21 protein-coding genes and 2 tRNA genes are annotated in these 26,758 nt (G+C 57.3%); 7 read left to right on the top strand and 16 right to left on the bottom strand.

Features of this window, described 5'->3' with window-relative positions:
- Nucleotides 1–1,154: 1,154 nt before the first annotated feature.
- From PG899_RS15600 to PG899_RS15540, 13 genes are all read right to left on the bottom strand, one after another.
- Nucleotides 1,155–3,617 carry a phage tail tape measure protein gene (locus PG899_RS15600; RefSeq protein WP_270697476.1) on the bottom strand — a complete coding sequence of 821 codons (2,463 nt, stop codon included), beginning with the start codon at nt 3,615–3,617 and terminating at the stop codon, nt 1,155–1,157.
- A gap of 90 nt (nt 3,618–3,707) precedes the next feature.
- On the bottom strand, nt 3,708–4,529 hold the full coding sequence (locus PG899_RS15595; RefSeq protein WP_270697475.1) for a hypothetical protein: 822 nt from the start codon (nt 4,527–4,529) through the stop codon (nt 3,708–3,710).
- A gap of 25 nt (nt 4,530–4,554) precedes the next feature.
- A complete protein-coding gene (locus PG899_RS15590) occupies nt 4,555–4,869 on the bottom strand; it encodes a hypothetical protein (protein ID WP_270697474.1) in 315 nt (104 codons plus the stop codon).
- 336 nt (nt 4,870–5,205) lie between these two features.
- Nucleotides 5,206–5,430, bottom strand: coding sequence for a helix-turn-helix transcriptional regulator (locus PG899_RS15585; RefSeq protein ID WP_106551751.1), 225 nt, complete (start codon nt 5,428–5,430; stop codon nt 5,206–5,208).
- Nucleotides 5,431–5,678: 248 nt separating this feature from the next.
- Nucleotides 5,679–6,674 carry a hypothetical protein gene (locus tag PG899_RS15580; protein ID WP_270697473.1) on the bottom strand — a complete coding sequence of 332 codons (996 nt, stop codon included), beginning with the start codon at nt 6,672–6,674 and terminating at the stop codon, nt 5,679–5,681.
- A 948-nt stretch (nt 6,675–7,622) separates the two neighbouring features.
- Complete coding sequence (locus tag PG899_RS15575) at nt 7,623–10,427, bottom strand: DUF927 domain-containing protein (protein WP_270697472.1); 2,805 nt, start codon at nt 10,425–10,427, stop codon at nt 7,623–7,625.
- Nucleotides 10,424–10,678, bottom strand: coding sequence for a hypothetical protein (locus tag PG899_RS15570; RefSeq protein ID WP_270697471.1), 255 nt, complete (start codon nt 10,676–10,678; stop codon nt 10,424–10,426). Before PG899_RS15570 ends, PG899_RS15575 begins: the two co-directional genes overlap by 4 nt.
- Nucleotides 10,675–11,034 (bottom strand): hypothetical protein, encoded by a 360-nt coding sequence (locus PG899_RS15565; RefSeq protein ID WP_042467308.1) that lies wholly within the window; start codon nt 11,032–11,034, stop codon nt 10,675–10,677. The genes PG899_RS15570 and PG899_RS15565 overlap by 4 nt, the downstream gene beginning before the upstream one ends.
- Nucleotides 11,031–11,198 (bottom strand): hypothetical protein, encoded by a 168-nt coding sequence (locus PG899_RS15560; protein WP_270697470.1) that lies wholly within the window; start codon nt 11,196–11,198, stop codon nt 11,031–11,033. The genes PG899_RS15565 and PG899_RS15560 overlap by 4 nt, the downstream gene beginning before the upstream one ends.
- Nucleotides 11,199–11,731: 533 nt before the next feature.
- A complete protein-coding gene (locus tag PG899_RS15555; RefSeq protein WP_234925569.1) occupies nt 11,732–11,941 on the bottom strand; it encodes a helix-turn-helix transcriptional regulator in 210 nt (69 codons plus the stop codon).
- Nucleotides 11,942–12,050: 109 nt separating this feature from the next.
- Nucleotides 12,051–13,073 carry a hypothetical protein gene (locus tag PG899_RS15550; protein ID WP_270697469.1) on the bottom strand — a complete coding sequence of 341 codons (1,023 nt, stop codon included), beginning with the start codon at nt 13,071–13,073 and terminating at the stop codon, nt 12,051–12,053.
- An 87-nt stretch (nt 13,074–13,160) separates the two neighbouring features.
- The gene (locus PG899_RS15545) at nt 13,161–14,369 is read right to left on the bottom strand and encodes a tyrosine-type recombinase/integrase (RefSeq protein WP_202041375.1); all 1,209 of its coding nucleotides are present in this window, start codon (nt 14,367–14,369) and stop codon (nt 13,161–13,163) included.
- A 261-nt stretch (nt 14,370–14,630) separates the two neighbouring features.
- Nucleotides 14,631–14,716 (bottom strand) — tRNA-Leu (locus tag PG899_RS15540).
- Nucleotides 14,717–14,859: 143 nt separating this feature from the next.
- On the opposite strand from PG899_RS15540, the gene PG899_RS15535 reads away from it, so the two are divergent.
- Nucleotides 14,860–15,381, top strand: coding sequence for an RDD family protein (locus PG899_RS15535; RefSeq protein ID WP_179101287.1), 522 nt, complete (start codon nt 14,860–14,862; stop codon nt 15,379–15,381).
- 161 nt (nt 15,382–15,542) lie between these two features.
- Here PG899_RS15535 and lptG read toward each other — a convergent pair whose 3' ends face one another.
- Together lptG and lptF are read right to left on the bottom strand one after the other, a co-directional pair.
- Nucleotides 15,543–16,613: an LPS export ABC transporter permease LptG gene (lptG, locus tag PG899_RS15530; RefSeq protein ID WP_011707420.1), complete on the bottom strand. Its 1,071-nt coding sequence runs from the start codon at nt 16,611–16,613 to the stop codon at nt 15,543–15,545.
- 141 nt (nt 16,614–16,754) lie between these two features.
- Nucleotides 16,755–17,867: an LPS export ABC transporter permease LptF gene (gene lptF / locus PG899_RS15525; RefSeq protein WP_179101288.1), complete on the bottom strand. Its 1,113-nt coding sequence runs from the start codon at nt 17,865–17,867 to the stop codon at nt 16,755–16,757.
- 172 nt (nt 17,868–18,039) lie between these two features.
- Between lptF and pepA the strand changes: the two genes are divergently transcribed.
- The 6 genes from pepA (at nt 18,040) to pbpG (ending at nt 26,214) form a co-directional block, all read left to right on the top strand.
- Nucleotides 18,040–19,548 carry a leucyl aminopeptidase gene (pepA, locus tag PG899_RS15520; RefSeq protein ID WP_011707422.1) on the top strand — a complete coding sequence of 503 codons (1,509 nt, stop codon included), beginning with the start codon at nt 18,040–18,042 and terminating at the stop codon, nt 19,546–19,548.
- 162 nt (nt 19,549–19,710) lie between these two features.
- Nucleotides 19,711–20,166 carry a DNA polymerase III subunit chi gene (locus PG899_RS15515; protein WP_042064706.1) on the top strand — a complete coding sequence of 152 codons (456 nt, stop codon included), beginning with the start codon at nt 19,711–19,713 and terminating at the stop codon, nt 20,164–20,166.
- Nucleotides 20,167–20,231: 65 nt separating this feature from the next.
- Complete coding sequence (locus tag PG899_RS15510; protein WP_179101289.1) at nt 20,232–23,084, top strand: valine--tRNA ligase; 2,853 nt, start codon at nt 20,232–20,234, stop codon at nt 23,082–23,084.
- 186 nt (nt 23,085–23,270) lie between these two features.
- Complete coding sequence (locus tag PG899_RS15505; protein ID WP_029302168.1) at nt 23,271–24,563, top strand: hemolysin family protein; 1,293 nt, start codon at nt 23,271–23,273, stop codon at nt 24,561–24,563.
- Between the two features lie 18 nt (nt 24,564–24,581).
- On the top strand, nt 24,582–25,247 hold the full coding sequence (locus PG899_RS15500; RefSeq protein WP_016352045.1) for a DedA family protein: 666 nt from the start codon (nt 24,582–24,584) through the stop codon (nt 25,245–25,247).
- 139 nt (nt 25,248–25,386) lie between these two features.
- Complete coding sequence (pbpG, locus tag PG899_RS15495) at nt 25,387–26,214, top strand: D-alanyl-D-alanine endopeptidase (protein WP_011707427.1); 828 nt, start codon at nt 25,387–25,389, stop codon at nt 26,212–26,214.
- 364 nt (nt 26,215–26,578) lie between these two features.
- On the opposite strand, the gene PG899_RS15490 is transcribed toward pbpG, so the two are convergent.
- A tRNA-Arg gene (locus PG899_RS15490) sits at nt 26,579–26,655 on the bottom strand.
- Nucleotides 26,656–26,758: the final 103 nt, after the last annotated feature.

Below are 26,758 nucleotides of genomic sequence, written 5' to 3'. Positions count from 1 at the left end.
CGGCCGGGTCCATTTCCTGATATGAACATCGAAACCGACGATTCACGTACATCCACATTCGCTACACACTGGTGACCGCCCCGCCCATCATTCCTCGGATGAGCGGTATCATGGCGACATAAGTGCTTCAAAGCACAAAGCAGGCCAACTTAATAAATAGATTAAAATCATTGATTTATGCTGGTACCGGCGAAGTAACGCACCAGATTGGCGCACGGGACGCGCTAACTTGAGCAAGTGCGCACTTCCGCTGTGCACACACATACTGCCGCACCGAAATGGCGCAGAGGGACGCCATGCAGGACATCGGCGAGTAGCCGGCTTGTCGGTATCAGCCAGAGAACGGAAGAGCGATGAGAAAGGGGAAAAGCGGAAAAACAAAAGGCCATCATTGCTGATGGCCTTTTGTTTTGGAATTTGATGGTGCCGGGGTCTCTATCGAATTTTGATATTAAGCCTATGATTTTTATCATGTAAATCAACAAGCAAGATCGCATGTACCCCCATAAGTACCCCCAGACATAAAATTCATATGGACTCCGCAATGCCAAGTGCAAGCACGGCATAACCCGTAAGACAGATAAAACCATGCCCAAAATCGCGGTTTTAGCCTCGTTTGGCATGAGCACTCCCAAACCACCAGTTCGGCGTGACGGAAAGTGAAAGATTTTGAAGGATTCTGAAAGATTGTCTTTCGCCCCTTCCTCGCGGCCCCGCGCCAATACTGGCGCTGAGCGCAGCCATGCGGGAATGGTCTTTCAAGTGAATGGAAATTGACACATAAAGCGGGCAGGAGTGGCGGGGGTTACTCTGCGCGCTGTGGGGGCTGGCAGGCTGCATCAGCCGCTCTGGGGGCGCATGAAAGGATCTGAGAGTGTGCAAGGTGCCACAACTCCGCCGATGCCACAGCGAGCCGCGCAGGCGCTCTGGTGCAAGCCAATAAAGGCCCGTCATGTGGCGAGCTGGACTGCAATCAGTGCAGGGTCAGGTCGACATGTCTACATGTCTACATGCAGCAAATTACTCCCGAAGAAGTTCTACGTGTTTTTGGACAGCTGAGCTCTATCTGTGCGCCTTCAAGTCATTCTGCTCGTAGTAAAAAAGCCCAGCCAAATGGCCGGGCTTTCAAATTTAGATTATCGGTATGGTTGCACTCAGTTGATGTCAGACAAGCTGGCCAGAGCCGATCGCTTGTTAGCTCGCTCATGCTCTTTAATTTTGTCTACCATCATCTGGGCCAGTCGTGACTCATCCATCCCTGGTGTAGCCGTTACATTCAGCTGATAGAACGGTTGGCTGTTGATGGTTTTACTCGCCCTTGGGGCTAGCTTTGGAGCTTCAACGATACGAGGTCGATTACCTGCCCCATAGGTGTATGCAGATGAGTATGCAGGCACACCAAAGTTACCATTCGGATACCCCAAGGCATCTGCGGCCGGAAGCTTGAATGTTGGAATTTTTTTGGTTTCCAGTACCCCCAGAGATTGGAGTAGCCACTCTATGCCTTTCAGGAAAGCCTTGAGAGGGGTAAGGGCGAAATTAAATGCCTCACCAAGTATGCGGCCAACAAGTTCACCAGCATTCCCAAAACCCTGCAGTATTTCTTTGGAAAACTTGATTGGAGCAAGTAGATCACCGAACCAACCAGTTAGAGCTTTCACACTGCTGCTAATCCCCTCAACCAAAGGAGAGAATGGCTTTAAAGATTCAAATACAGGGGACAACCCAACCAAGATCCCTTTCCATAGCCCATTAAAAAATGAACTGATTGGCTCCCATAGTTTGACGATAGTAATACCCAATGCTGCTAACCCAGCTAGTGGAACCAATATCGCACCGATAGCTCCAAGCATTCCGCCAAAGGTGACCCCCAGCACCCCGAAAGTCAGTTTCATGATCGCCATTGGGCCAAGCAAAGTGGCCAGAACCAGTGATAGCCCACCAAGAGCAGCAGTAACCAGAGAGGTTATCGCAGCAATTCGCATCAGGGTGTTGGACAGTTCAGGATTACGCTTTGACCAGTTACCAAGTCGTTCTGACAGGTTGCCAATAAATTCGATGATGCCTTTGATTTCCGGGCTAATCGCTTCACCAAAATTGACCATGGCATTGGTGAATGTGCCTGTGGCCGCATCCCATAGGTTACCCAGTGTGCCCAGCTGGGCATTTACCCGTTCCTGCAACGAAGCTTGTGCCTCCATCTTGGCGATGGTCTCGTTATACCCCGCCAAGCCTTTGGTCATCATCAGGGTGAGCACCTGCTGGGTTTCACTGTCGTCACCCCACACCTGATTGAACACGGCCAGCCGCTTCTGTTCGCTCAACTTATTGAGCTTGCCAAGCTGAGCGAACATCTTATCCAACCCGCCAAAATTGCCCTTACCATCGGTGAAGTCGAGTTTTATGCCATTGCCTTTCAGCAGGTCGTTGGCCTTATCCATATTCTTGGCATTCATGCTGCGTTGGAACGCCTTGCGATAGGCGTTACCTGCTTTTTCACCACCCATGCTTGCCTGGTCAGCCATGACCAGCAGCGGACTAAGTGCCTTGGCGGCATCGAGACCGTCTTTCTTTATCAAGTTCAGGATCGGCGACAAGCTGGCATAGGCCGCCTCCTGGTTGCCTATATCCATCCCCAGGTAGTTTGCCCTCTGGATTACATCCATCAGGCCCATCATGTCCTTTTCGGTTGTTCTGGTGGCATCTTGCAGCTTTGAGGCTGATTGCGCTGCCTGGTCATATGGCATTTTGAGCTGCACACCCAGATAGGCTGTTGCTTCCCCCAAGCCGCCAAGGATAGCCTTGGTAGTCATACCCTGCTTGCTCAGGGTGTTCATCATGTTCTGGAAATCAGCTGTGGTACCCGGCAGCTTATTACCTAGCTGGGTCGCCAGATTGCTGATCGCTTGAAAGTCTTTATTTACCACTCCGCCTTTGCCCATCATGGTGACTTTGAGATCGACGGCAGCTGTTTCAGCCTTGGCAAACTCGATCACCGGCTTAATGGTGGTTAGGCCCATGGCGGTTCCAGTGGCAAGCGCAGCAGCGCCATGTCCTGCCAGCTGGCCGCGTAGCTCCTGGGTCTGGCGGTAGCTGGCCTTAACTTGGTTGAGGCGCTTTTGCTGGTCAGCCAGTTGGCCCAGTTTGGAGCGCTGTTGGTCAAGCTGGCCGTTGGCGGCGGCCAGATCGGTCTTGAGGCGGCGCTGGTGCTCGCCGAGCTGCTTGGTGTTGATGCCAGCTTCGTTCATAGCGCGTTTCAAGCTGCCGTGGCGGGCGACCATTTCGCGCTCTTGCTGGGAGAGGTCGCGCACCTTCTGCTTGGCCTGTTCCATGGCGCGGGTCATGGCCTTGGTGGGCCGTTCTACTTGGGCGAGCTGTTGGGCCATCTGCTGGGCGTCGCGCTGGGCCTGGGTGAGCTGGGCCCGGGTGGCGCCAATCTGGCGGCCCAGGGTGCGATAGCCTTCAATCTGGCCGCTTTGGGTTTCCAGCTCTTTGATGCGATTTTTCGCGTCGACCAGGTCTTTGGCGGTCAGGCGGCTCTGGCCGCTAACAGCTTTGAGGGGGGCGGTGAGCTTGTCGACCGCCCCGAGCAGGATTTGAAGTTTGAGAGAGCTCATTGTTCTTACCCATTGATTTAACTGTTGGTTTTTAACAAGGGGTAACCACGATTTGGAATGCCCCTTGCTCTGTAATGGTTATTGGGACAATCACAACTCACTTAGCTGTTTAGCTCTGCTCAGCATTGCCTCCGGCGACCAGTTATCACGGCTTGCCTGTACCGCAGATTTAGGCTCTTCCGCTTTCTGCTGGCGCAAAGCCTGTTTTGCACGAGCGCTACTTTTTGCAGATGGACTGCCGACCAAATCAAGACGGATCAGATTGCTCGGAGGAATACGCTTAATCTCGTCCATGACCACAGGATCCAGTTCCGGATCGGTATCTCTCCAAATTGGCTCAAGCAACTCATTCACCAATGATTTCACCATATCGAGCGGGTGGATTTCTGCCGGAGCTATCAGGCCAGAGGGAGTGAATACAGTACTGGTGTCATCTTGCAAGAATGAGCCGATGTCCGCCTTCTGTTTACCTCTGGACACTAATCTGGCCAGCATTGGCAAGATTGGAGCCAGGGCCTCGCGGGCTTCATCAAAATCACTGGCGATCAATTCATCCAGATAGGTTTGGGCAAGGGCGGAACGTTCCTTAAGGTGATGGCGCCACAACGCCTGCCCAGAGCATGAGCGCTCAAATGCACCATCTTCCAACTCTTCGGTAACGACCGCCATGTCAGCCAACTCACCCTCAAGTGACGAGATATGAGTTGAGAGCTGGCGGTACTCTTTTCCAGACGTCTTCCCTTGGGCAATCGCTGTGCGGCGGAGCTCACGCCCTCTCTGGATATCCTGCTTGATCTCATCGATACGTGATGCGCTGATGCAAGTCAGCAACCGATGCTCGCCATCATGCCACCCCATATATTCAAGGTGCGCTTGTTGGGCTGCCTGGACTAAATTTGTGATGTTATGCATTTCTGGTCTCCAAATCGGGTTCAATTCAGCAATCTGTTTCGGTCAGGTGCTTCAGTTCAGCAGTGAGACGATCCATGTTTTCGGCCGTGAAGTTCATCACACCTGGCTGGCCAGTAGATCCCCTGCCAAATTGCTGCGACAAACTCAGCAGCATCTTTTCTTCACGCAGGTGAAGAGGGGTCTTTGCCAGCTCGCTGGCATTAGAGGCATATTCACTTAGTTCGCTTTTGGTCATGCCATCCAGGTTATCCAGCAACACGGCCTCCTGTTGCGGGGTAAGCTTGGGCATGGCGGCAAAAATACGACCGCAAATGGCGCCATGATTAAGCGGCTTGCTCATGGTTTTCTCTCCAGTGGTTGATGGTGTTCTTGACGAGGGTTTGGGCGGTTCGGCTAGGCTGCTGCCGCAAGATGTTTTGACCTGAAGCACTTAAGACGACCACCCCTCTGGAGTGTTCGGTAAGGTAGTGCCAAGGGTCTAACCTAGCCTCGGATTGAGCCGGTAGGGCAGCTTTCGCCAGTTCCTTGCGGAAGATCGTAAGTAGCAATCGAGCCTGTTCAGGAGAAAGCGGTCCTGCTATGTGCAATACACCACACACAGCCTGGCAAATCGTTAACCAGGTCGAGCCAGGCTGGAAGATCCCGCCTCGGTCATGTGTCGTGGTGATTGGCATGATCAGACAGCACTTTCAGCATGGGCGGCTTCAAGCTTCGCCAGATCGATCCCATGTAGCTTTAACGCGGGTTCAATTTCGGCACGAATGAAGCGATACCGGCCATTGCGACCGAGGCGAATTGGGCGCGGTAATTCTCCACGCTCAACCATGCGGTCGATCGTGTCGTAGCGACAGCCGATTAGTACGGTCAGACGCTTACGCTCAATGAACACTTGGTTGGTCATCATGCACTCCTGCTGTTGGTTACTTTATGGAGGTTGCAACGGTTTACGCAGGGAGACGAGCCACCGCCATTGTGTAATGGCGTTACACAATGGCGGTTATGACTGTCTCCGCTATGAGAGATGATGCGGCGGTTTCAAGCGAAATGTGAGCAGCGGCCAGTGTATCCAGGGCGGACACACTGGTGGAGTTGGATATTTCAGCTGGACTGAGGGGAATTACCCCTTAATGGCTATTGGTAATCAGGTCGTTACGGATGAAGGTCAAGCCCAAGTGCTTGGTTAACTTTATGGGTCTTTTTGACTGCTTTTGCGACGGGATAGAGTGCTTGCTGGATCTCTGTGGCAAGAGGCTGTAGCTCCGCCAACGCTGCAATCGCGGCATCTGCTTCGACCTTGGGTTCTATTGCCTTGGGGTCGCGAAGGATCGCCGTAAATGCGGCAAGGATGGGGGACAAAATCTCTCTCATTCGACCCTCCATGGCAGTGACGGCCTGCTTGGCCCAGCGTTCGGCCCGTATTGCCATTGCCTCCGCCTGCTCGGCCTGCAGCAAAGAAGCGTCTATGCGTGCCTGAGCCTTGCAGTTGGCTTCCTTTACTCTCTCGGCAGCCTCAGCCAACCGGAGCGCAGTTGCGGCTTCCTGGGTGGCCAGTTCGGCCAGCCGACTCTCTGCGGCCTCAATCTCAGAGGTTCGCAGGATCACCGCCTCCAGTAAGTCCTGACGCTGATCGGCCATGTGTCGAGCACCATACAGTGCAGCAGCCTTCGTCGCGGCCAGTAGCTGCTCCTCGGTGTAGAGCGGAGCGCCCCGCCCCAACAACCCGGTTCGGTGCTCAACCTCTTGCATGGCGATGATCTGGTTGATTTTCCCCATGGTTGGCCCTTTCGGCTTCGTTGCACTAATGAGCGCAGCATGGGCAGACAAAGCACGCTGCTCCGCGTTCCACACTTCCCTCGGTAGTCGCCGCCGACGCGGGCCGATCCTGGCAAGCCCAAAGTCCGCGGACACAATGTGGATCTCGTCCTGCCAAGCTCTCATGGCCTGATTGAACGCGAGACGTTGCAGACCCTTTCGCTCCCCTCGAGCAGCTGAGGCCCGCGCCGCCGCAACCCCAGGATGTACAGCACCGAATGATTCGCCTGGCTGCGGTACCAGGTAAAAGTGGATGTGCCGATGCGGCTCATCAACATGCTCGACTACCGATTTCAGCCTGTCGCCATGCTTTGTTTTCAGATACCCAATCATGGCGTCACGATACCTTGGCCAGAGCTCATCGGGCAGGTTCTCCGGGACACTGACCACGCCAGCCCCTAAACACAGTCCGTCAATCCTCAGCTTACGCCCTCGCGGGTCAACGGCCTGCTCCGCCCATGCCATGGCCTGCTGCACTGCCTCCGATGGCATAACCCCAAACCGTAGGATCGGCGGATTAGGCTCTTTCACATGTGGATGAGCACCGGGTTTACGCTCAGCCTCATCCGCTATCTGCTGGGCTGACAGTACCCGCCCCGTCTTTGTCTTCCCGCCTTGTCGTGCATACCCGTCAATGTGTGCAAACTGACATCCCGCCATACCTGACCTGCCTCCCCCTGCTTACTCTCATTCCACGCTACCCCAAAAGCGAAAATGAGTGGGCGAAAACTTACGCATAGTGACCGACTTTGCTTATGCGCTTGAGTCCTTCGTCCTCTTCGGCATAAGCGTCGGCCCTGCGGGGCGCGGGCGCGGCTGGCAACACCAGCATGGGAGGGAAACTGCAAGCCCTAAACACGGCCGGCCAGAGAAAGGAGTTGACACAAAACCACCATTTTTGCTATTCGCGCACGCACACATGTGTGATGTAAAAACGATGGGAACAGTGGGAACATGGGAACATTTCTCGCTAACCCGCACCATGACTGGGTTTCTCTGTTCCCATGATCGCAGGAAGGTGTGGGAACAAAGGGAACAAGGGTTGGGAACATTTCCGACTTGTTCCCACTGTTCCCAATCTGTTCCCACTAAATTCTGTGAGTGTGGGAACATTAGTATCACTTGCTGGATAAGGCTTTGAAGGTCATTTATCTATCTTGTTCCCACTGTTCCCATACTTTTTCTTAAATCTTCCCTGTGCGCGCACATGCGCGAATATCATGAACAACAACAAAAAGTAAAGGGCCGCACGATGGCGACCCCTTGTTTTCTTCTGGCTGGCTATTCGTCTTCCGGCCCATCGGCCTCATCAGCCAGCACTCTCTCGGTCAGCATGTAAATCCAGACCGTTGCGCCGCCATCCCGCAGGCGGATCTTGCGCTGGGCTCGTTTGCCATCATTCGAGGGCAACAGATAACCCGCCTCCAAACAAAGCTGGGCCACCCGCTTGGGATCCCGACCTCGGGTGATCTCATTCCAACCAGGGGGCAGCACAATGAAACTCACTCCATCGGCTTCCTTCTTGCGATAACCGACCATATTGGCCGGACGGTGGTTGGGGTCGAACCAGTCGGCAAAGCGGCTATGCTGATGCGCAACCACAAAACCGCGCACCTGATCCAGGGTGGCCTTGTCTTCCTTGTTGCCCAGGTGCCCCCGTTCATCCAGCCACGCCTTGAGGCATACCCGCACGGCGCGGGTCGCTTCACCCTGGGGCCAACCAGTGAGCCCCAGTTCAGTGGCCAGCTCACCCGCTGCGGCCACTATGGCAAAGCGATTGATAGCCCTCCCAACCTGATTACCGGCCCCCGTTGGGGTCAGCTCGACGGCCAGCCGCTTGATCTCCGCCTTCAGCCGCTCCTTGTATGCGTCCAGCCCCGTTGCCAAGGTCTCAATGTAGGCACGAAATGCGGTGCCGTATTCGTGCTTACAGGCCTCATTGAGGGCATCGGCAAAGGCGCGCCCATCCGGTTGGTTGTGCAGCACCTCAAATGCACCGTGCTTACCGGTACTGCTCGGGATCTGGATGGTCCGCACCTCCATCCCGGCTTGGGTACGCTTACCCGCTTCGGCGGCGTGATCTTCTAGGGATAGTTCACCCGTGGAGAGGAACAGCAACCGCCACGCCTTGCGCTCTTTTAGCTCACCATCCTGCTTGCTGCGGCCCTTGCCTTGGCCATTCGCTAGCATGTAGGCCACTTGTCCGGCCTCACGCCCATCCAACTCGCCCAGTTCATCTAGGCACAACAAGGCATCGTTACGCCGACTGGCGATCCCCTCGATGGCGTTGCCAGTTGCCCGCCAGGTGTGACAATAGCGATCGGGCTGGCCATAGATGCTGGCGGCGGCCTTCATGATGGTGGACTTGCCATCGGTACTCTCGCCCTTGAGGTGGAAACCGCCACCTTCCAGCCCCACCAGTGACAACAGGGGGGCGGCGAAGGCCAGCGACAAGGCAAAGCACAGGCGGGAGTTACCCACGGCCATAGCAGCGATCTGGCGCTGCCAGTCGGCCAGCTCCCCCGAGCTGGTGAAGTCGCTACTCAGATAGCCGGCCGATTGCAGGATCACCTGCTCAGCATCCGGCCCGATTCCCCCACCCGGCAGCACATAGGCTTTGCCGTGCCAGCCGGTACGTTCAACACAGGTCACCCGCCGCTCGGGTTGACTCATCATCAGATAGACCGCCAACTTGTCGAGCTTCTTGAGGTTCACAAAGGGCAAGCCACCATTGAGTAAGGACGCCAGCGCCTCCTGGCCACCACGGTGGACCAACATGCTGACCGGCATCGCCCATTGCCGGGTACGGCCAGCACGATCCTGCCACTCCAGCAAGCGCCCTTGGCCATACCCCGCCTCATCAGAAGTTTCGGCAACCACCCTAAGCTCAGGGGAAATCAGGGTTTCCTCCTGCCTGCCGTTCTGCCCCGAGCCCACCCATTCATGCACGTAGAGCATACCATCCCTGATCTCATAGCCCTCTGGCAGTTCCTCACCATCAATTGGTTGATCCTGCTCGCCTTGCACATCTGGCACAGAATGCAATGGGATCACTTCGGCTCGCGGCCCTTCCTTCTGGCTGGCGCCTTGCTGCTGGATCTGTTCAATCTGGCTCATGATGGCTCTCTTGGTCTCTTCAAGCCCATGGGCCTGGTGGTAGTCGTTCCAGTCGCCTGCAGTGGGCGGTAGTGCTACCACAGCCCCCACTGCAGCAGCGGCTTGCTCGGCCTTGGTCTTGCCCGGGTTGCCCGTCTTGGTGGCATCGTTGTCGGCGGCAAGCCATAACCGGCACGGTTGCAAGGGTCCGTCCATCCCCCTCACCACCTGAGCGATGGCCAGCAAGTTACCCGCATCCATGGCGCAGTAGACTGTCGCACCGGTCGCCAGATGCACTGATAGCCCGGTGGCATAGCCCTCGCAAATCGCCACCAGGGCACTACCCGGGATCCGGTGGCAGGCAGCCTGCTTCTGGCCACCGGCAAGGTAGTGCCTCACCCCGTCATGGCGGATCAGCTGTACGTTCACCAGTTCGCCGGTCTCGCTGTAGAGCGGCACCACCAGGGAGCCAGCGGGGAACGCCTCTTCCCCCACCCGGATCAGGGAGCTATTCAACAGCCCACCGGGCCAGCTCAAGCGCTTGTGTGACAGATAAGGGGATTGGCCAGGCTTGCAGTCGCGCAGGATATCTGCAGCGCGTCTGGCGGCTTTCTGGCGCTTAATCTGCTGCTGTTGTTGCTCTACATCAGCCTGCGCGCGCTGTTGCTGCTGCAATTGCTCTCGATCTGCTTCTGATATGGCAACATGGGAAATGCCAAGCACCCCCGCCACCAGTTCCGCAGCATCCTTCGGCAACTTACCGGTGACACGGCGGATCAGATCCAGCCCGTCACCCGCACCACACTGGCTACAAATCCAGGTACCGCGCCCGCCCTTGTCATCGAGCCGAAAGCGGTCTTTCCCACCACAAGCCGGACAAGGTCCATGCTGCTTACGTGGCGGTACCGTCACACCCAGATTGGCCAGCAGTTCGGGCCAGTGGCCACAGGCCGCGGCGGCCACGTCAGAAACGAATGTTGCCTGGCTCATGTATCACCCCCCACCAGAACGGTCACCAGCTCATTGAAAGCGCGTTCATCCAACCCAGCCTTCAGCTGGCGGGCCTGTTTGGCTGTAACGACCCCCGCCATACCGCTGGTGCTGGCAATGAACTCATCGCGCTGCCGACGGCTGGCAAAGGCGCTCAGGCTGCCCGCTTGTGAGCGTTTGCCTGTCTTGGGGTTGGCTGGGCCCATGAATGTGGGTTGTTGGGCCGCTGGAGCCCATGCGTAATAGGTCATACACCCTCCCTGAGCTTGGCCAGCTCGACAGCCTCAAACTCCGCAATGACTGGGGCGAGCAACACACTGATCACACACGGCTCGATATGGGACTGATTTCCATTGAGTACCTTGAGTAGGACGGAGGCATAACGATTGATCCGTTCAGCAGGTTCCTCCAGCGGTGTCCCGGCACAGCACGCCTCCAATTCATCAAGTTGGGTCTGCAATGGATGCAACAGGTCGGAGAGCTCCAAATAGAGCATCCTCTCGGTATTGGACTCACAGATGCAGCTCAAAGCAGAAGCGAGCATTGCAGACTGCTCAAACAGAGCTTCAGCTTGGATAACCTGGCGAGTTCGAATGGTGCGTTTCATGCTACGGCCCCCTTGCTCGGGGTACGGGACAAAAACACCAGGGGCAGACCGGGCAGAGCAGAGCGGGCTTGTGCTTCGTTGCTGGCAACGGCGGAAATGGTGCGGATACGGTGTAGATCTGCCAGACGGCAGACGCTTGGGGCGATCAAGAAGGTGTAGACCATGGCCAATATCTCTCGGTTTAGTGAGTCGGCCATGCTGCAAATGGGGGTGCGGCATGGCATCAACTACCTCCGAGAGAAGGCGGGCCTTATTCGTCCTTGCGGACTTATTGGGGCCTCTCAACCATACCGCAAAAGCGGGTACACTCCCGCCGTGATCGGCGTGAATGTGAAGTTTGTCTGTGCGATTGCCTGGGGTAGTAGCCCAAATGGCAGGCACAAAAAAACCGCTAATTGTCGGCTGCGGGTGACCGCTCTCGGAAGTAGTAATGTTGGGGTTAGTAGCCCCAACGGGTAAGATCGTACCGTGTCGGATCGTGTCATGCAATATCATTTTGCACGCCCTGACGGGGAATTTGGGCAAGGCTTCGCCCTGGGAGGTGAGCCCATATGGTGAAAAGTTCATAACGGAGTTATCCTAACGTCGGTGGTTGGCTGGCTTGCCGAGCATGTGATGATGCGATGAAGCGCCAGCGGATTGGTCAGGGCTGTACTGTATTTCAGGCAGCCCTTTCTTTTGCTGCAATGTTCACACTCTAGGCCGCTCTACCCTGGGCGTTCATCCAATCCCGGATGTCTTCAGCCCGCCAAGCTGTCACTCGCTCGGACAATTTCACCGGCTGGGGTAATTTTCCGTTAGCAGTCCAACGCCAAACCGTCACCACGGCGATCCCCAGCAATTTCGCCAGCGTACCGACCCTTACGAAACCTTCCTTGGGTAATTCAGATGATGCATGTAATGACATGATTTGATAGCCCTCGATGTGTCTTGTGATGTCAGGAGCTATCAAACCATGAGAGGAGATATGTGTGGGGAAGTTATAGAAAATTACCGGAAGTTATGGAATAACTTCCTTAGCGACCATCACCTCTACTTAGCCAAGTTCTCAGAGTTTTAGCTGTCAGGCTACTCAGTTGTTTGCTATGCCCGTTACGAGTTATTTTTTGCTGTAACGCTTCTGTACTGCCTTTTAACTCAGCTGGGGTATAACCGAGGGATTTCAGCAAATCCACGATGGCATTGCTCTGTCTTTCCGTCACTCGTACGGGAGCATCTACATCTGAATAGATATTTTGATTAGGAGGCGCTGTATTACGAGCATATTTATTTAGCGCATTACCAGAAGAAATGCTCTCTTTTATTCTCAATAAGTCATCATTGCAAACTCTAAAAAGGGATTCACAATCTTCAATACGAGCATTATTTACATAAACATAACTACCACCAATATTAACCCTCAAACTAATAGTGTCAGCCATTACTATATTTTCAAACCCATCTTTAAAACCAGCTCTTAGGTAGGAATATGGGATTTCAACCTCATGAAAACCAGAGGTCCAAACCCTATAGCTTATATAGTCGAATTTCTTGACACTCTCGTGCTTAGCTTGTCTCTCCGCTGGCGTATCGCTCTCTTTAATTGTTGGCGGGTCATACTTATCCAATTTTATCCATACATTATGATAATCGACTTCTGTATCATCTTCTTCAACAGCATCAGCACAAATATCACTATATTTATTGATTTCATCAGTATCTAGTTCATCAGTGTTAAATTCATCAGAGAGAAGAAAAATGACGTCAGTACCGTGACCATGTAAAGTTCCATTACCAACACCGATGAATTCTTCATCTACTACCGTACCATTCTCACCTTGATAACATACCTTACCAAGTATATCACTATCAAAATATATGCTATTACAGACAAACCCACTTCCACCAGAAGGCCATTCACTATCTTCATCAAGCTTCAAAAACAATTTAATAGCGCCAATCTCATACCAGTGGAAAATATCTTCAAGTTCACACCCCAACAATCTTGCCGCACGAGAAGGGGTGCAATACTCAAGAGGAATAAATATTTCATTTGTCATGATGTTGCCTCTATACACTTGCCTTGTTCTAAATTGCCGGATAAGGCCCGAACGGTTTGCGCTCTCGCATCAGCCCCAGCAAAGTTGTTAACCCACTCGGTTGAAATTCACTGGTAGCACATTGCTACCCCGTTGCGAGTCATAGAAATCGGCAAGCCACTGCAACAGCTTGCGCCGGTCGTCAAGATACTCAGCCCGGTGATAGGCCGCCCGCACTTTGTTGCGTTCGGCGTGGGCAAGCTGACGCTCTATCACGTCCGGATCAAAGCCTTCCTCGTTCAAGGTGGTAGAGGCCAACGCCCTGAATCCGTGAGGGCAGGCAATCCCTTTGTAGCCCATCCGTCCCATGGCGTAGCTCAAGGTATTCTCACTCATGGGATTGGTCAGTTTGCGCTCGCTCGGGAATAGCAACTCACAATGGCCTGTCAGCTGGCGCAGCTCATCGAGCACGGCCAACGCCTGACGAGAAAGGGGGACAAGGTGCTCGGTTCGCATCTTCATCCGCGCAGCAGGGATCCGCCATTCTGCCCGTTCCATATCGAACTCATCCCAACGCGCAAAGCGCACTTCACCAGGGCGGGTCATGGTCAACATCAGCAGATGGAGGGCAAGACGAGTCGCCGGATTAAGTGGCTCAGCTTCCAAACGGCGGAAGAACTCTGGCAGCTCAGAACGGGGCAAAGCGGGTCTGTGCTCCTGCTTGGTGGCCTTGAGTGCCCCTTTCAGGTCTTGGGCCGGGTTGTAGCTGGCTCGTCCAGTCTGAATGGCGTAGCGCATGATCGCGCTGATCCGTTGCAGTATCCGTCCTGCTGTTTCAGTTGCGCCCCGTTTCTCCACTTTCCGTAGGGCCTCCAGAATCATGGGGGCAGTCAGTTCGGTAACAGGGACAATCCCCAGGTCAGGGAAGGCGTCAACTTCCAGAGATTCAATTACCCGGGTGGCGTGACCAGGACTCCACAGGGCAAGCTGGCTATGGTGCCACTCCCGCGCCAGTGCTTCGAAGTTATTCTCGCTAGCCAGCTTGTTGGCGATCTTGCTCTGCTTTTTGACGAGGCCCGGATCCACACCTTCAGCAATCAGTCGACGAGCCTCATCTCGTTTGGCTCGCGCCTCTTTCAGTGACACCTCAGGATAGACCCCTAAAGCCAGCGTCTTCTCTTTGCCGCCGTGACGATACTTGAGCCGCCAATATTTACCGGACTGGTTGACCAGCAGGAATAACCCCTTCTCATCAGAGAGCTTCTGAGGCTTGCCAGTGTATTTGGCCTGCCGGGCGGTGATATCGGATAGCGGCATGGGGGTATCTCCCGTCTCTGCTGGGGGTACTTATCACATGTTGGGGACAAAAGATGGACACTCGGCGGGCCAGGAACGGCGCGGGCTAGTGACCTGTGGGGGTACTTTTTACCCCCACCTGGACTGATACCCCCAGATGTACCCCCAACGATGGGGGTATGTTATGAGGCTATATGATACGACAGGACATAACAAAAAACCCGCACAGCCTTAGACTATGCGGGTTTCAGCCATGTCATGATACGACATGAAATTCAAGAATGGTGCCCGGGGTCGGACTCGAACCGACACGGTTATTCACCGGCGGATTTTGAATCCGCTGCGTCTACCGATTTCGCCACCCGGGCAACTGCGAGGGATTATACGAATGGCGCTTGGGCATGCAAGGTGTTTTTCTTGCTCTCACAGTTGTTTGCTCATTTATTCAACGCCTTGCCGATGTTGGGTCAGTTACATAGAATGCCCGCATCATATTAATGGAATAAAAACGATGGCCAAGCGTAAATCCGTCCAACCGACACCGACCCCTCCCGCGACTGCGCGCTCCCCTTCTGCCGGCCTGCTGCGCCGGCTCGGCGCCCTGCTCTATGACTATCTGGTGGTCATCTCATTGCTGATCATCGCCGGCTTTATCGGGATGGGAGTTGCACACTTGCTGCTGGCAACCGGCATGGCGACCGTGCCCGAAGGCAAGGACGCCGCCTGGCTGCTGACCAGCCCCATCTACAGCGCCTGGCTCGCCTTCATCATCTGTGGTTTCTACACCTGGTTCTGGACCCGCGCTGGTCAGACCATCGGCATGCGGGCCTGGCGTCTGCGCATCCAGAATGCCGACGGCAGCAACATTCGCATCACCCAGGCCCTGATCCGGCTGGCCACGGCGGCCTTCGGCCTCGGCAACCTGCTCTGCCTGTTCAACCACAAGTCACCCCGCGCGTTTCAGGACATCTGGTCCGAATGTGAAGTGGTGGTGCTCGGCAAGCAAGAGAACCTGGAACAGCTCAATCGCTGATCCTGTGGCAGCAACGAAAAAGGGCACCCCGAGGGTGCCCTTTTTGCTGACCGATACGCTTATTGCTTACGACTCAGGATATAGAAGGAGATACCACCGAACAGCAGTGCAGCAGGAGCGATGGCCGCCTTTTGTCAGCAGCGCCACCGCTCTTCAGGCCGCTACTGCTTGCGGCTCAGGATATAGAAAGAGATACCACCAAACAGCAGGCTCGGTGCGATGGCTGCCAGGATCGGCGGTACCGCATACACCAGGCTGATGGGGCCAAACACCCGATCGCTGACGTAGACGGCAAAGCCGGTCATGATCCCCATCAGCATCCGCGCCCCCATGCTGACCGAGCGCAGCGGGCCGAAGATGAAGGAGGAGGCCAGCAGGATCATGGCCACCACCGAGAGCGGTGACAGCAACTTGCGCCACATCTCCAGCTTGTAGCGCCCGGCATCCTGCTTGTTGGCATCCAGATAGCCGATGTAATCCAGCAGTCCCGCCACCGGCAGGTTTTCAGGATCAATGCTCACCACCCCCAGCTGCTTGGGTGTGAGTTCTGAGCTCCACTCCATCTGGGGCTGGGTCTCGCTCATGATCTGTCTGGGGTCATCGAAGCGGGTCACCTGTACCTGCTTGAGCAGCCAGTGATGCTGCTCGAACACCCCTTCCTGCGCCTGCAGGATATCGATCAGCTTGCGCTCCGGGGTGAAACGGTAAAGGGTGATGCCGGTCAGCGCACCATCGTTGCGCACCCCGTTGATATTGACGAAGTTATTGCCATCGCGGGCCCACACCCCGTAAGCCGACACGGTCAGCCGCCCCTCAGACAGGGCGCCCGCCTTGATGTCGTCCGCCATCCGCTTGGCGATGGGGGCCACGTACTCTCCCATCAGCCCCACCAGGATCATCAGCGGGATGGCAGTCTTGAGCGCCGCCATCACTATGCTGATCTTGGAGCGGCCCGCCGCCTGCATCACCACCAGCTCGGAGCTGGTCGCCAGCTGGCCCAGACCGATGAGGCCGCCCAGCAGGGCCGCCAGCGGGAAGAAGAGCACCGCCTCTTTCGGCATGGAGAGCAGCACATAGTAGAGGGCGCTGAGCATGTCGTAGTTGCCTTCCCCCACCGACTTCAGCTGCTCCACGTACTTGATGAGCGCCGCCAGCCCGACCAGGGTCAGTTCGCACAGCAGGACCGACATGAAAATAACCCGGCCGATATATCTATCGAGAATGCCAAACATCAGCAGAGACCCCCCTGTTGCAGCAGCATGCTGATTTTTTCCTCAAATACAGACGTATGGAACGGGGGCGACATCAAAATGACCCGATCGCCATGTCTATCGAGAATGCCAAACATCAGTAGAGACTCCCAGATGGCAACATCATGCCGATTTTCTCTTGAAATAGAGGGTCTTGACCCCGTTCCACCAGCTGGTGCCCTGCAGGTTGAGCGGCAACCCGATCAGCAGCAGATAGACCAGCGGCACCAGGAACATGCCGGGCCAGTGCGGCAGCCGGCCGCTGTCGATGGCAGAGCGGGCGGCACTGAGCAGCAGGAAGTAGGAGAGGTAGAGCAGGATGGCCGGCAACAGCTTGGCATAGCGGCCCTGACGGGGGTTGACCCGCGCCAGCGGCACCACCAGGAAGGTCAGCACCAGAATGGAGAGCGGCAGCGACAGGCGCCACTGCAATTCGGCCATCAGCTGGTTGTCCTGCGTACCCAGCAGCTCCATGGTCGGCTTGGCCGCCGCCTTGCGGTTGGAGCGCTCCATCTCCTGCTGGCGGATCACCAGGCTGTACTCGTCGAACTCGGAGATCTGGAACTGGCGGGTATTGAAGTGCCCCTCGTAACGGGAGCCATCCTTCAGGGTCAACCACTGCAGACCGTTGCTGTCGACCGTGACCACCCCTTCGGTCGCCACCACCACCGACGGCGGCTTGCCATCCTGGGAGCGCTGCAACACGAAGATTTTCTGCAGTTTGGAGCCCTTGTCGTTGAGATCCTGGATGTAAGCCACCAGGCGGCCCTTGTCGAGCTCCATGAAGCGGCCGGCCTGCAGGAAGGAGATCCCCGGATCGGCCTTGAACTCGTCGATCACCTGGTACTCGCGCTCCTTGGCTTGCGGGGCCACCCAGCCGGTGTTGAAGGCGGCGACGGCCGCCGTCAGCAAGGCCAGCACCATGGCGCTGCACATCACGAAACGGTGGCTGAAGCCCACCGCATGCATCACCGTCATCTCGCTTTCGGCGTAGAGGCGCCCGTGAGCGAACAAGATGGCCAAAAACAGGCTGATGGGCAGCATCAACAGGGCCATGTTGGGCAGGTTGAGCAGCAGCAGGGTGGAGACCAGGCGCGTCGGCACCTCACCATCGGCGGCGTCGCCGATGATCTGGATGAATTGCTGGCTGACGAAGATGAGCAGCAGCACGAATAATACCGCCAGCTGGGTTTTCAGGGTTTCCCTGAACAAATATCGGAAAACGATCACAGTCATTCCCAAGTAAACTTGTGTTTTTAGTCGAATGCCTGAAAAATAGGGCCGTATATTGGATTTTTACCAGTTTGAACTGCGGAGCCAGTGCCTGTTCGCTCCGCCTCTGATACCCCAACAAGCACCGCATTATTCAATAAAAGGTGCCTTTTGTCTTTAGGATGTAGGAGATTCCATGGAGTTCAGTGTAAAGAGTGGCAGTCCTGAGAAGCAACGCAGTGCCTGCGTCGTGGTCGGCGTGTTCGAGCCGCGTCGCCTCTCTCCGGTTGCCGAACAACTGGACAAGATCAGCGATGGCTACATCAGTTCGCTGCTGCGCCGTGGCGACCTGGAAGGGAAACCAGGCCAGATGCTGTTGCTGCATCAAGTACCGGGCGTGCTCAGCGAGCGCGTGCTGCTGGTCGGTTGCGGCAAGGAGCGGGAACTCGACGAACGCCAGTACAAGCAGATCATCAACAAGACCATCACCACCCTCAACGAAACCGGCTCCATGGAAGCGGTCTGCTTCCTGACCGAGCTGCACGTCAAGGGACGGGATACCTATTGGAAGGTGCGCCAGGCGGTAGAAACCACCAAGGCGGGCCTCTACAGCTTCGATCAGTTCAAGACCAACAAGGCCGAGCCGCGCCGTCCGCTGCGCAAGCTGGTATTCAACGTGCCGACGCGTCGGGAACTGACCATTGGTGAAAAAGCCATCGCCCACGGCCTGGCCGTGGCGAAAGGGGTGCGCGTCTGTCGCGACGTGGCCAACATGCCGCCCAATGTCTGCAATCCGGCCTATCTCGCCTCCCAGGCCCGTCGTCTGGCCGATGCCTTCGACAACATCACCACCAAGGTGATCGGCGAGCAGGAGATGGCCGAGCTCGGCATGAACTCCTATCTGGCGGTGGCTCGCGGTTCCGACAACGAAGCCATGATGGCCATCATCGAGTACAAGGGTCATCCGGATGCCAAGCCCATCGTGCTGGTCGGCAAGGGACTGACCTTCGACTCCGGCGGTATTTCCATCAAGCCGGCCGAGGGCATGGACGAGATGAAGTACGACATGGGTGGCGCCGCCTCCGTGCTCGGTACCATGCACGCCCTGGCCCAGCTGCAACTGCCCATCAACGTCATCGGCGTACTGGCGGGTTGTGAGAACATGCCGGGCGGCAACGCCTATCGCCCGGGCGACATCCTCACCTCCATGTCCGGTCAGACCATCGAAGTGCTGAACACCGATGCGGAAGGCCGCCTGGTGCTGTGCGATGCGCTGACCTACGTGGATCGCTTTGATCCGGAAACCGTGATCGACGTGGCCACCCTGACCGGTGCCTGCATTATCGCCCTGGGTCACCACACCACGGGCCTCTTGGCCAACCACAACCCGCTGGCCCACGAGCTGCTCAACGCCTCCGAGCAGGCGGGTGACCGCGCCTGGCGTCTGCCACTGTTCGACGAGTATCAGGAACAGCTGGAGAGTCCGTTTGCCGACATGGCCAACATAGGTGGCCGCCCGGCCGGTACCATCACCGCCGCCGCCTTCCTGTCACGCTTCACCAAGAAGTACAACTGGGCCCACCTGGATATCGCCGGGACCGCCTGGAAGAGTGGCAAGGAGAAAGGCTCCACCGGGCGTCCGGTGCCCCTGCTGACCCAGTTCCTGCTGAACCGGTCAGGGGTGGTCATCGAAGAGAAGGAGTAACCCTTTTATCCCGTTCGATGCGTGCATCAAGCGGGATGGCGTTACCCTGAATCACAAGGAAGAGGCCCGCCTCTTCCTTGTTTCATTGAGGGTTGGCAGGAATATCCCCTGCCCGTCCTTACCGGCGGTCAATAGTCCGTCACCGCAAACGGGATCAACCTGATGAGCCAAGTGACCTTTTACCTGATGAGCGAGCAGGATGACGCGCAGGCTTCGGCCGTCGAACGCCTCGCCTGCCAGCTCGTAGCCGATAGCTGGGGGGCGGGCCATCTCTACCTGCTGTGCGACGACGAAGCGCAGGCCCTGCGCCTCGACGAGCTGCTGTGGCAGTTGCCGCCGGAGCGCTTCGTGCCGCACCAGCTGCAGGGCGAGAGCGGTCAGGCACCGGTGGAGATCGGCCATCAGCCGCCACGGCGGCGCTATGCCCGCCTCATCAATCTGGCCAAACAGACACCTTTGTTTGCAGGACACTTCGCTCAAGTGGTAGATTTTGTCCCCACTGACGAAACGCAAAAGCAGCAAGCCCGCGAGCGCTACAAGCACTATCGCCAGGCAGGCCACACCCTCGAGATGAGGGATCAGCCCGTCCTTGCCGCACCGGATCCGGCGCAGCCCTGACTGTGCCACCCTCGATCCACGACGAATCAACACCAGAATCCATCCATCCAGAATACGGCGAGACCATGGAAAAGACTTTTAATCACAACGCCATCGAACAGGCGCTCTATCAGCACTGGGAAGCCCAGGGTTACTTCAAGCCCCACGGCGACACCAGCAAAGACTCCTTCTGCATCATGATCCCGCCGCCGAACGTCACCGGCAGCCTGCACATGGGTCACGCCTTCCAGCAAACCCTGATGGATACCCTGATCCGCTACAACCGCATGCAGGGCAAGAACACCCTGTGGCAGGCAGGTACCGACCACGCCGGTATCGCCACCCAGATGGTGGTTGAGCGCAAGATCGCCGCAGAAGAGGGCAAGACCCGCCACGATTACGGCCGGGAAGCCTTCATCGACAAGATCTGGCAGTGGAAGGAAGAGTCCGGCGGTACCATCACCCGCCAGATGCGCCGTCTGGGTGACTCCGTGGATTGGGAGCGCGAGCGCTTCACCATGGATGAAGGCCTCTCCGCCGCCGTGCAGGAAGTGTTCGTCCGTCTCTACGAAGATGGCCTGATGTACCGTGGCAAGCGTCTGGTGAACTGGGATCCCAAGCTCAACACCGCCATCTCCGATCTGGAAGTGGAAAACCGCGAGATCAAGGGCCACATGTGGCACCTGCGCTACCCGCTGGCCAACGGCGCCAAGACTGCCGAAGGCCAGGATCACCTGATCGTCGCCACCACCCGTCCGGAAACCATGCTGGGTGATACCGCCGTCGCGGTAAACCCGGAAGACCCGCGCTACAAGGCGCTGATCGGTCAGCACATTCTGCTGCCGCTGGTGAATCGTCTGATCCCCATCGTCGCCGACGAGCACGCCGACATGGAGAAGGGCACCGGTTGCGTGAAGATCACCCCGGCCCACGACTTCAACGACAACGAAGTGGGCAAACGCCACAACCTGCCGATGATCAACATCTTCACCCTGGATGCCCACGTGCGTGCCGAGGCCGAAGTGGTCGACAGCAACGGCAACCCCAGCACCGCCTATGACGCCGCCCTGCCGACCGAGTTCGCCGGGATGGAGCGTTTCGCCGCCCGCAAGGCCATCGTCACCAAGCTGGACGAGCTGGGCCTCTTGGCCGAGATCAAGGATCACGTGCTGCAGCAGCCTTACGGCGATCGCGGTGGCGTGCCCATCGAGCCGATGCTGACCGACCAATGGTACGTGCGCGTGGCGCCGATGGCCAAGACCGCCATCGAGGCGGTGGAAGATGGCCGCATCCAGTTCGTGCCGAAACAGTACGAAAACATGTATTTCTCCTGGATGCGGGACATTCAGGACTGGTGCGTCTCCCGTCAGCTGTGGTGGGGTCACCGCATCCCGGCCTGGTATGACGATGCCGGCAACGTCTACGTGGGCCGCAACGAAGATGAAGTGCGCGCCAAGCACAGCATCCCGTCCGTGACCGTGCTGCGTCAGGACGAAGACGTGCTCGACACCTGGTTCAGCTCCGCCCTGTGGACCTTCTCCACCCTGGGCTGGCCGAACAACACCGAGGCGCTCAAGACCTTCCACCCGACCGACGTGCTGATGAGCGGCTTCGACATCATCTTCTTCTGGATTGCCCGGATGATCATGATGACCATGCACTTCATCAAGGACGAAAACGGCCAGCCGCAAGTCCCGTTCAAGACCGTCTACATCACTGGCCTGATCCGTGACGAAGAAGGCCAGAAGATGTCCAAGTCCAAGGGCAACGTGCTGGATCCGCTCGACATGATCGATGGCATCTCGCTGGAAGACCTGCTGGAGAAGCGCACCGGCAACATGATGCAGCCGCAGATGGCCGAGAAGATCGGCAAGCGTACCGCCAAGCAGTTCCCGGAAGGGATCGAGGCCCACGGTACCGACGCCCTGCGCTTCACTCTGGCGGCGCTGGCCTCTACCGGGCGTGACATCAACTGGGACATGAAGCGCCTGGATGGCTACAACAACTTCTGCAACAAGCTGTGGAACGCCTCCCGCTATGTGCTGATGAACACCGAAGATCAGGATTGCGGCTTTGCCGGTGGCGAGATGCAGTTCAGCCTGGCGGATCGCTGGATCCAGTCCCAGCTGCAAGTGGCCATCCGTGACTTCCGTACCGCCCTCGATACCTACCGCTTCGACATCGCGGCTGGCGTGCTGTACGAATTTATCTGGAACCAGTTCTGTGACTGGTATCTGGAGCTGACCAAGCCGGTACTGACCAAGGGCTCCGAGGCCGAGCAGCGCGCTGCCCGCCACACCCTCGTCAGCGTCCTCGAGACCCTGCTGCGCCTGGCCCACCCGATCATCCCGTTCATCACCGAGACCATCTGGAAATCGGTCGCCCCGCTGGCCGGCGTGCACGCCGACACCATCATGATTCAGGCCTTCCCGGAGTTCGACGCCGCCAAGGTGGACGAAGCCGCGATGGCGGATCAGGAGTGGGTGAAGGAGTTCATCGTCAGCATCCGCAACATCCGCGCCGAGATGAACGTGGCGCCGAGCGTGCCCCTCAACGTGCTGCTCCAGTGCGATGCCAAGGATGCCCAGCGCGCAGCCGACAACGAGGCCTTCCTCAAGTCGCTGGCCCGCCTGGAGTCCATCCGCGTACTGGCGGCCGGTGAAACCGCCCCGCTGTCGGTCAAAAAATTGATCAGTGCCACCGAGCTGATGATCCCGATGGCCGGTCTCATCGACAAGGATGCCGAGCTGGCCCGTCTGGCCAAAGAGGTTGCCCGTCTGGTGGGCGAGTGCGGCCGCATCGAAGGCAAGCTTGGCAACGAAGCCTTCGTCGCCAAGGCGCCGGAAGCGGTCATCATCAAGGAGCGCGAGAAGCTGGAAGATTACCGTCTCCAGCTGACCAAGCTGGAAGCCCAGCAGGCCGAGATCGCCGCGCTGTAAGCCGGATTTGACTTGGTAGAAGCCCCCTCCTGCAGGGGGCTTTTTATTGCCCACCCGCCGCCACCCCACGCTTTTTGCGCTTCTTCATGCAAAATTAGCGAGCCAAATCACCCGCTTTCACAAGCGCATCGCCCCCAAATTCATTACACTGCCAGCGATCTTTTCTACTCGGAGTGCTGTTGCTGTATGGAAATATTGATCCTGTTTGGATTGATTTTGCTTAATGGCGTCTTCGCCATGTCGGAAATCGCCATCGTCACCGCGCGCAAGGCCCGCCTCAGCAAGATGGTCAGCGAAGGGAGCCGCTCCGCCGCCATCGCCCTCAAACTGAGTGAAGATCCGACCCATTTTCTCTCCGCGGTGCAGATCGGCATCACCAGTATCGGTCTGCTCAACGGTATCTACGGCGAGTCCCTGCTGGCCCAGCCACTGGCGCTCTGGCTGCAGGAGTGGGGCATGGCCCCCAAGAGCAGCAGCCTGCTCGCCACCGTATTGGTCATCGTGGTGGTCACCTATCTCTCCATCGTCATCGGCGAGCTGGTGCCCAAGCGGCTCGGCCAGCTCAGCGCTGAACGCATCGCCTGTCTGGTGGCCCGCCCCATGATGTGGCTAGCGGCCCTCACCCGCCCCTTCGTCTGGCTGCTGTCGGCCTCCACCAAGGCCAGCCTGCGCATCCTGCGTGTCAGCCAGGACGGTGGCGCCAACGTGACCCAGGAGGAGATCCACGCCATGCTGGTGGAAGGCTCCGAGGCCGGGATCATCGAGGATCACGAGCACACCATGTTACGGAATGTGTTCCGCCTCGACGAGCGCAGCCTCTCGTCACTGATGGTGCCGCGCAGCGACATCCGTTATCTCGACCTCGCCCTGCCGCTGGAGGTGAATCTGCAGCGACTGGTGGAGTATCGCCACAGCTTCTTCCCGGTCTGTGACGGCAGCCTGTCGGAACTGGTGGGCATCATCAACGTCAGCAAGGTGCTGCACGCCTACATCAAGGGAGAGCCCATCGATCTGGCGGCGCTAACCCAGGATGGCAGCCTGCTGCCGGAGACCCTCAACGGCCTCGAGCTGCTCAACCACTTCCGTACCCACTCCGAGCACATGGTGCTGGTGGTGGACGAATATGGCGAGCTGCAGGGGTTGGTTACCCAGCAGGATCTGCTGGAGACCCTGGCCGGCGACTTCCAGCAGGAGGACGGCGACGACAACTGGGCATTCCAGCGCACCGACGGCAGCTGGCTGCTCGACGGCCTCATTCCGCTGCCTGAGCTGAAGGACTGTCTGGGACTGGTTCGGCTACCGGAAGAAGAAAAACATCACTATCACACCCTCGGAGGGCTTATCATGCTGCTCCTTGGCCGCGTTCCCCAGACCGGAGATCTGGTCACGCTGGAACAGTGGCAACTGGAAATTGTTGACATGGATGGTCTGCGCATCGACAAGGTGCTGGCCATGCCCTTGCTTGATCAACCCAGCTAACCTGCGGAGTTTGCAACTATGGAGCAGTTTTACCAACTGGCTCACGCCTTTATGCATCAGGATCTGGTGACGCTATCCGATCCCAAGATGGCCTTCATGGTCTGCGGCGTGTTATTGACGTTTCTGGTGCTGGAGAATGGCTTCATCCCCACCGCCTTTCTGCCTGGCGACAGCCTGTTGATCCTGACCGGCGTGCTTATCTATCAGGACGTGCTCTCCCTTGGGGTGATCCCGCTGCTGATCCTGGCCACCTTCGTCGGCACCTGGCTCGGCTACATGCAGGGGCGTTTCCTGGGCCACACCCAGCTCTACCACCGGCTGCTATCCCATGTGGAAGAGAAGCACCAGCAGAAGGTGTACTACCTGCTCGACAAATACGGCATCGTGACCCTGATCACTGCCCGCTACATCGCTTTCGTGCGCACCGCCTACCCCTATATCGTCGGCGCGACCGAGTTGCCTCAGGGGCGCTTTCTCATCGTCAATCTGGTCAGCTCCATCATGTGGATCTGCCCGCTGGTCGGCTTTGGCTACTTCCTGAGCCACACCAAGCTGGCGTCCGAGTATCAGTCCCAGTTCCTCAGCATCATTCTCTGCCTGCCGATCGTGCTGCTGGTCGGCGGTCTCATCGCGCTGATCTGGCGCTGGCTGAGCAAACGCAAAGCCAGTGCGCCACGGGATTGAGACAAATACACAGGGCCATCGCAAGATGGCCCTTTTTTTAGCTAAATAATGGCGATTTACCCGCTGGCACTCTTGTCAAGCGAGGGTAAAAATGAGTGAATCTAGCGCCTTTTTTTTCGACGTGAATGGAGTCGGTAGTATGCGGTGTCGGGTTAGCGCTATGGCGCTGGTTTATGCATTGGTTGGACTGCTGGGATTGCCAGCAGCATTGGCTGCCCCCAACCCGGCCAAACTGCAGCTGCAATCGAGCAGCGCGCTGGTGATGGATGTCGGTACGGGCAAGACCCTGTACCAGAAGAATGCCACCCGGGTGCGCCCCATCGCCTCGATCACCAAGCTGATGACGGCACTGGTGGTGCTGGATGCCCGTCAGGATCTCGGCCAGACCCTGACCATCGATCAGAACGACAGAGACGCCATCAAGCACACCTATTCGCGGGTACGCATGGGCACCCAGGTATCGCGCCGCGATGCCCTTCACCTGGCACTGATGTCGTCGGAGAACCGCATGGCCTCGGCCCTGGCCCGTCACTATCCCGGTGGACGCCCCGCCTTCGTGCGGGCCATGAACAACAAGGCCAAGCAGCTGGGCATGCGCAACAGCCGCTTCTATGACTCCACCGGCCTGTCGACTCGCAACGTCTCCACCGCCCAGGATCTGGCCAAGCTCATCGCCGCCGCCTATCGCCAGCCGTTGATCCGCGAGTTTACCCAGGACACCAGCAAGGACATGCGCTTTCGCACCCCTGCCTACAGCCTGATGTTCAACAACACCAACCCGCTGGTGAAGAACCCGGACTGGGACGTGCGCCTCTCCAAGACCGGCTTTACCGACGAGGCGGGCCGTTGCCTGCTGATGCGCGCCAAGCCGGACAACCGCGAGCTGGCCATAGTGCTGCTCAACTCGGTGGGCAAACGCACCCCGGTCGGCGATGCCAACCGCATTCGCAAGTGGCTGAAAAGCTGATCCCGCACCACGGGGATGAAGAAGGATGCTGCGGCATCCTTTTTTATTGCCCGCAAATCGCCTCTGCGCCCATCTGGGCCCTGCAATCACAAAGGAGGAATAAAGGTATTGCCTCAGGTAAAGCAGCCATACGCAGCAACAGGGCGAGCATGAAGGGGATAAGGAGATGGGCAATGGTTCGCGACAGGGTAGCGCGTCATGCAGGCATAGGAGCCTTCGTCACGCGGTTGTTGGCCTGAGGCCGAGACGGATGACGGCTGTCGAGCCAAACGGGAGGAGACCAAGAGCTGAGCGGTGTCAGCCCTTTCGGCGGCATGGCCATATAAAAAAACAGCCCCGACCGAGGTCGAGGCTGTCTTCTATATGGTGCGCCCGAGAGGATTCGAACCTCTGACCACCTGGTTCGTAGCCAGGTACTCTATCCAGCTGAGCTACGGGCGCTCATAAACTTTTGGTACTGCTTTCAATATGGTGCGCCCGAGAGGATTCGAACCTCTGACCACCTGGTTCGTAGCCAGGTACTCTATCCAGCTGAGCTACGGGC

Origin of the sequence: Aeromonas sp. QDB39 (assembly GCF_027707585.1) — a bacterium.
Lineage (GTDB): Bacteria > Pseudomonadota > Gammaproteobacteria > Enterobacterales > Aeromonadaceae > Aeromonas > Aeromonas hydrophila.
The sequence above is the reverse complement of the archived record's forward strand: the minus strand, read 5'-3'. Positions and strand labels throughout refer to the sequence as shown.

Coding starts and splice junctions, on each gene's coding strand:
- PG899_RS15600 (WP_270697476.1), bottom strand. CDS start 3,617: ATGAGCTCTCTCAAACTTCAAATCCTGCTCGGGGCGGTCGACAAGCTC.
- PG899_RS15595 (WP_270697475.1), bottom strand. CDS start 4,529: ATGCATAACATCACAAATTTAGTCCAGGCAGCCCAACAAGCGCACCTT.
- PG899_RS15590 (WP_270697474.1), bottom strand. CDS start 4,869: ATGAGCAAGCCGCTTAATCATGGCGCCATTTGCGGTCGTATTTTTGCC.
- PG899_RS15585 (WP_106551751.1), bottom strand. CDS start 5,430: ATGACCAACCAAGTGTTCATTGAGCGTAAGCGTCTGACCGTACTAATC.
- PG899_RS15580 (WP_270697473.1), bottom strand. CDS start 6,674: ATGATTGGGTATCTGAAAACAAAGCATGGCGACAGGCTGAAATCGGTA.
- PG899_RS15575 (WP_270697472.1), bottom strand. CDS start 10,427: ATGAGCCAGGCAACATTCGTTTCTGACGTGGCCGCCGCGGCCTGTGGC.
- PG899_RS15570 (WP_270697471.1), bottom strand. CDS start 10,678: ATGACCTATTACGCATGGGCTCCAGCGGCCCAACAACCCACATTCATG.
- PG899_RS15565 (WP_042467308.1), bottom strand. CDS start 11,034: ATGAAACGCACCATTCGAACTCGCCAGGTTATCCAAGCTGAAGCTCTG.
- PG899_RS15560 (WP_270697470.1), bottom strand. CDS start 11,198: ATGGTCTACACCTTCTTGATCGCCCCAAGCGTCTGCCGTCTGGCAGAT.
- PG899_RS15555 (WP_234925569.1), bottom strand. CDS start 11,941: ATGTCATTACATGCATCATCTGAATTACCCAAGGAAGGTTTCGTAAGG.
- PG899_RS15550 (WP_270697469.1), bottom strand. CDS start 13,073: ATGACAAATGAAATATTTATTCCTCTTGAGTATTGCACCCCTTCTCGT.
- PG899_RS15545 (WP_202041375.1), bottom strand. CDS start 14,369: ATGCCGCTATCCGATATCACCGCCCGGCAGGCCAAATACACTGGCAAG.
- PG899_RS15535 (WP_179101287.1), top strand. CDS start 14,860: ATGGCCAAGCGTAAATCCGTCCAACCGACACCGACCCCTCCCGCGACT.
- lptG (WP_011707420.1), bottom strand. CDS start 16,613: ATGTTTGGCATTCTCGATAGATATATCGGCCGGGTTATTTTCATGTCG.
- lptF (WP_179101288.1), bottom strand. CDS start 17,867: ATGACTGTGATCGTTTTCCGATATTTGTTCAGGGAAACCCTGAAAACC.
- pepA (WP_011707422.1), top strand. CDS start 18,040: ATGGAGTTCAGTGTAAAGAGTGGCAGTCCTGAGAAGCAACGCAGTGCC.
- PG899_RS15515 (WP_042064706.1), top strand. CDS start 19,711: ATGAGCCAAGTGACCTTTTACCTGATGAGCGAGCAGGATGACGCGCAG.
- PG899_RS15510 (WP_179101289.1), top strand. CDS start 20,232: ATGGAAAAGACTTTTAATCACAACGCCATCGAACAGGCGCTCTATCAG.
- PG899_RS15505 (WP_029302168.1), top strand. CDS start 23,271: ATGGAAATATTGATCCTGTTTGGATTGATTTTGCTTAATGGCGTCTTC.
- PG899_RS15500 (WP_016352045.1), top strand. CDS start 24,582: ATGGAGCAGTTTTACCAACTGGCTCACGCCTTTATGCATCAGGATCTG.
- pbpG (WP_011707427.1), top strand. CDS start 25,387: ATGCGGTGTCGGGTTAGCGCTATGGCGCTGGTTTATGCATTGGTTGGA.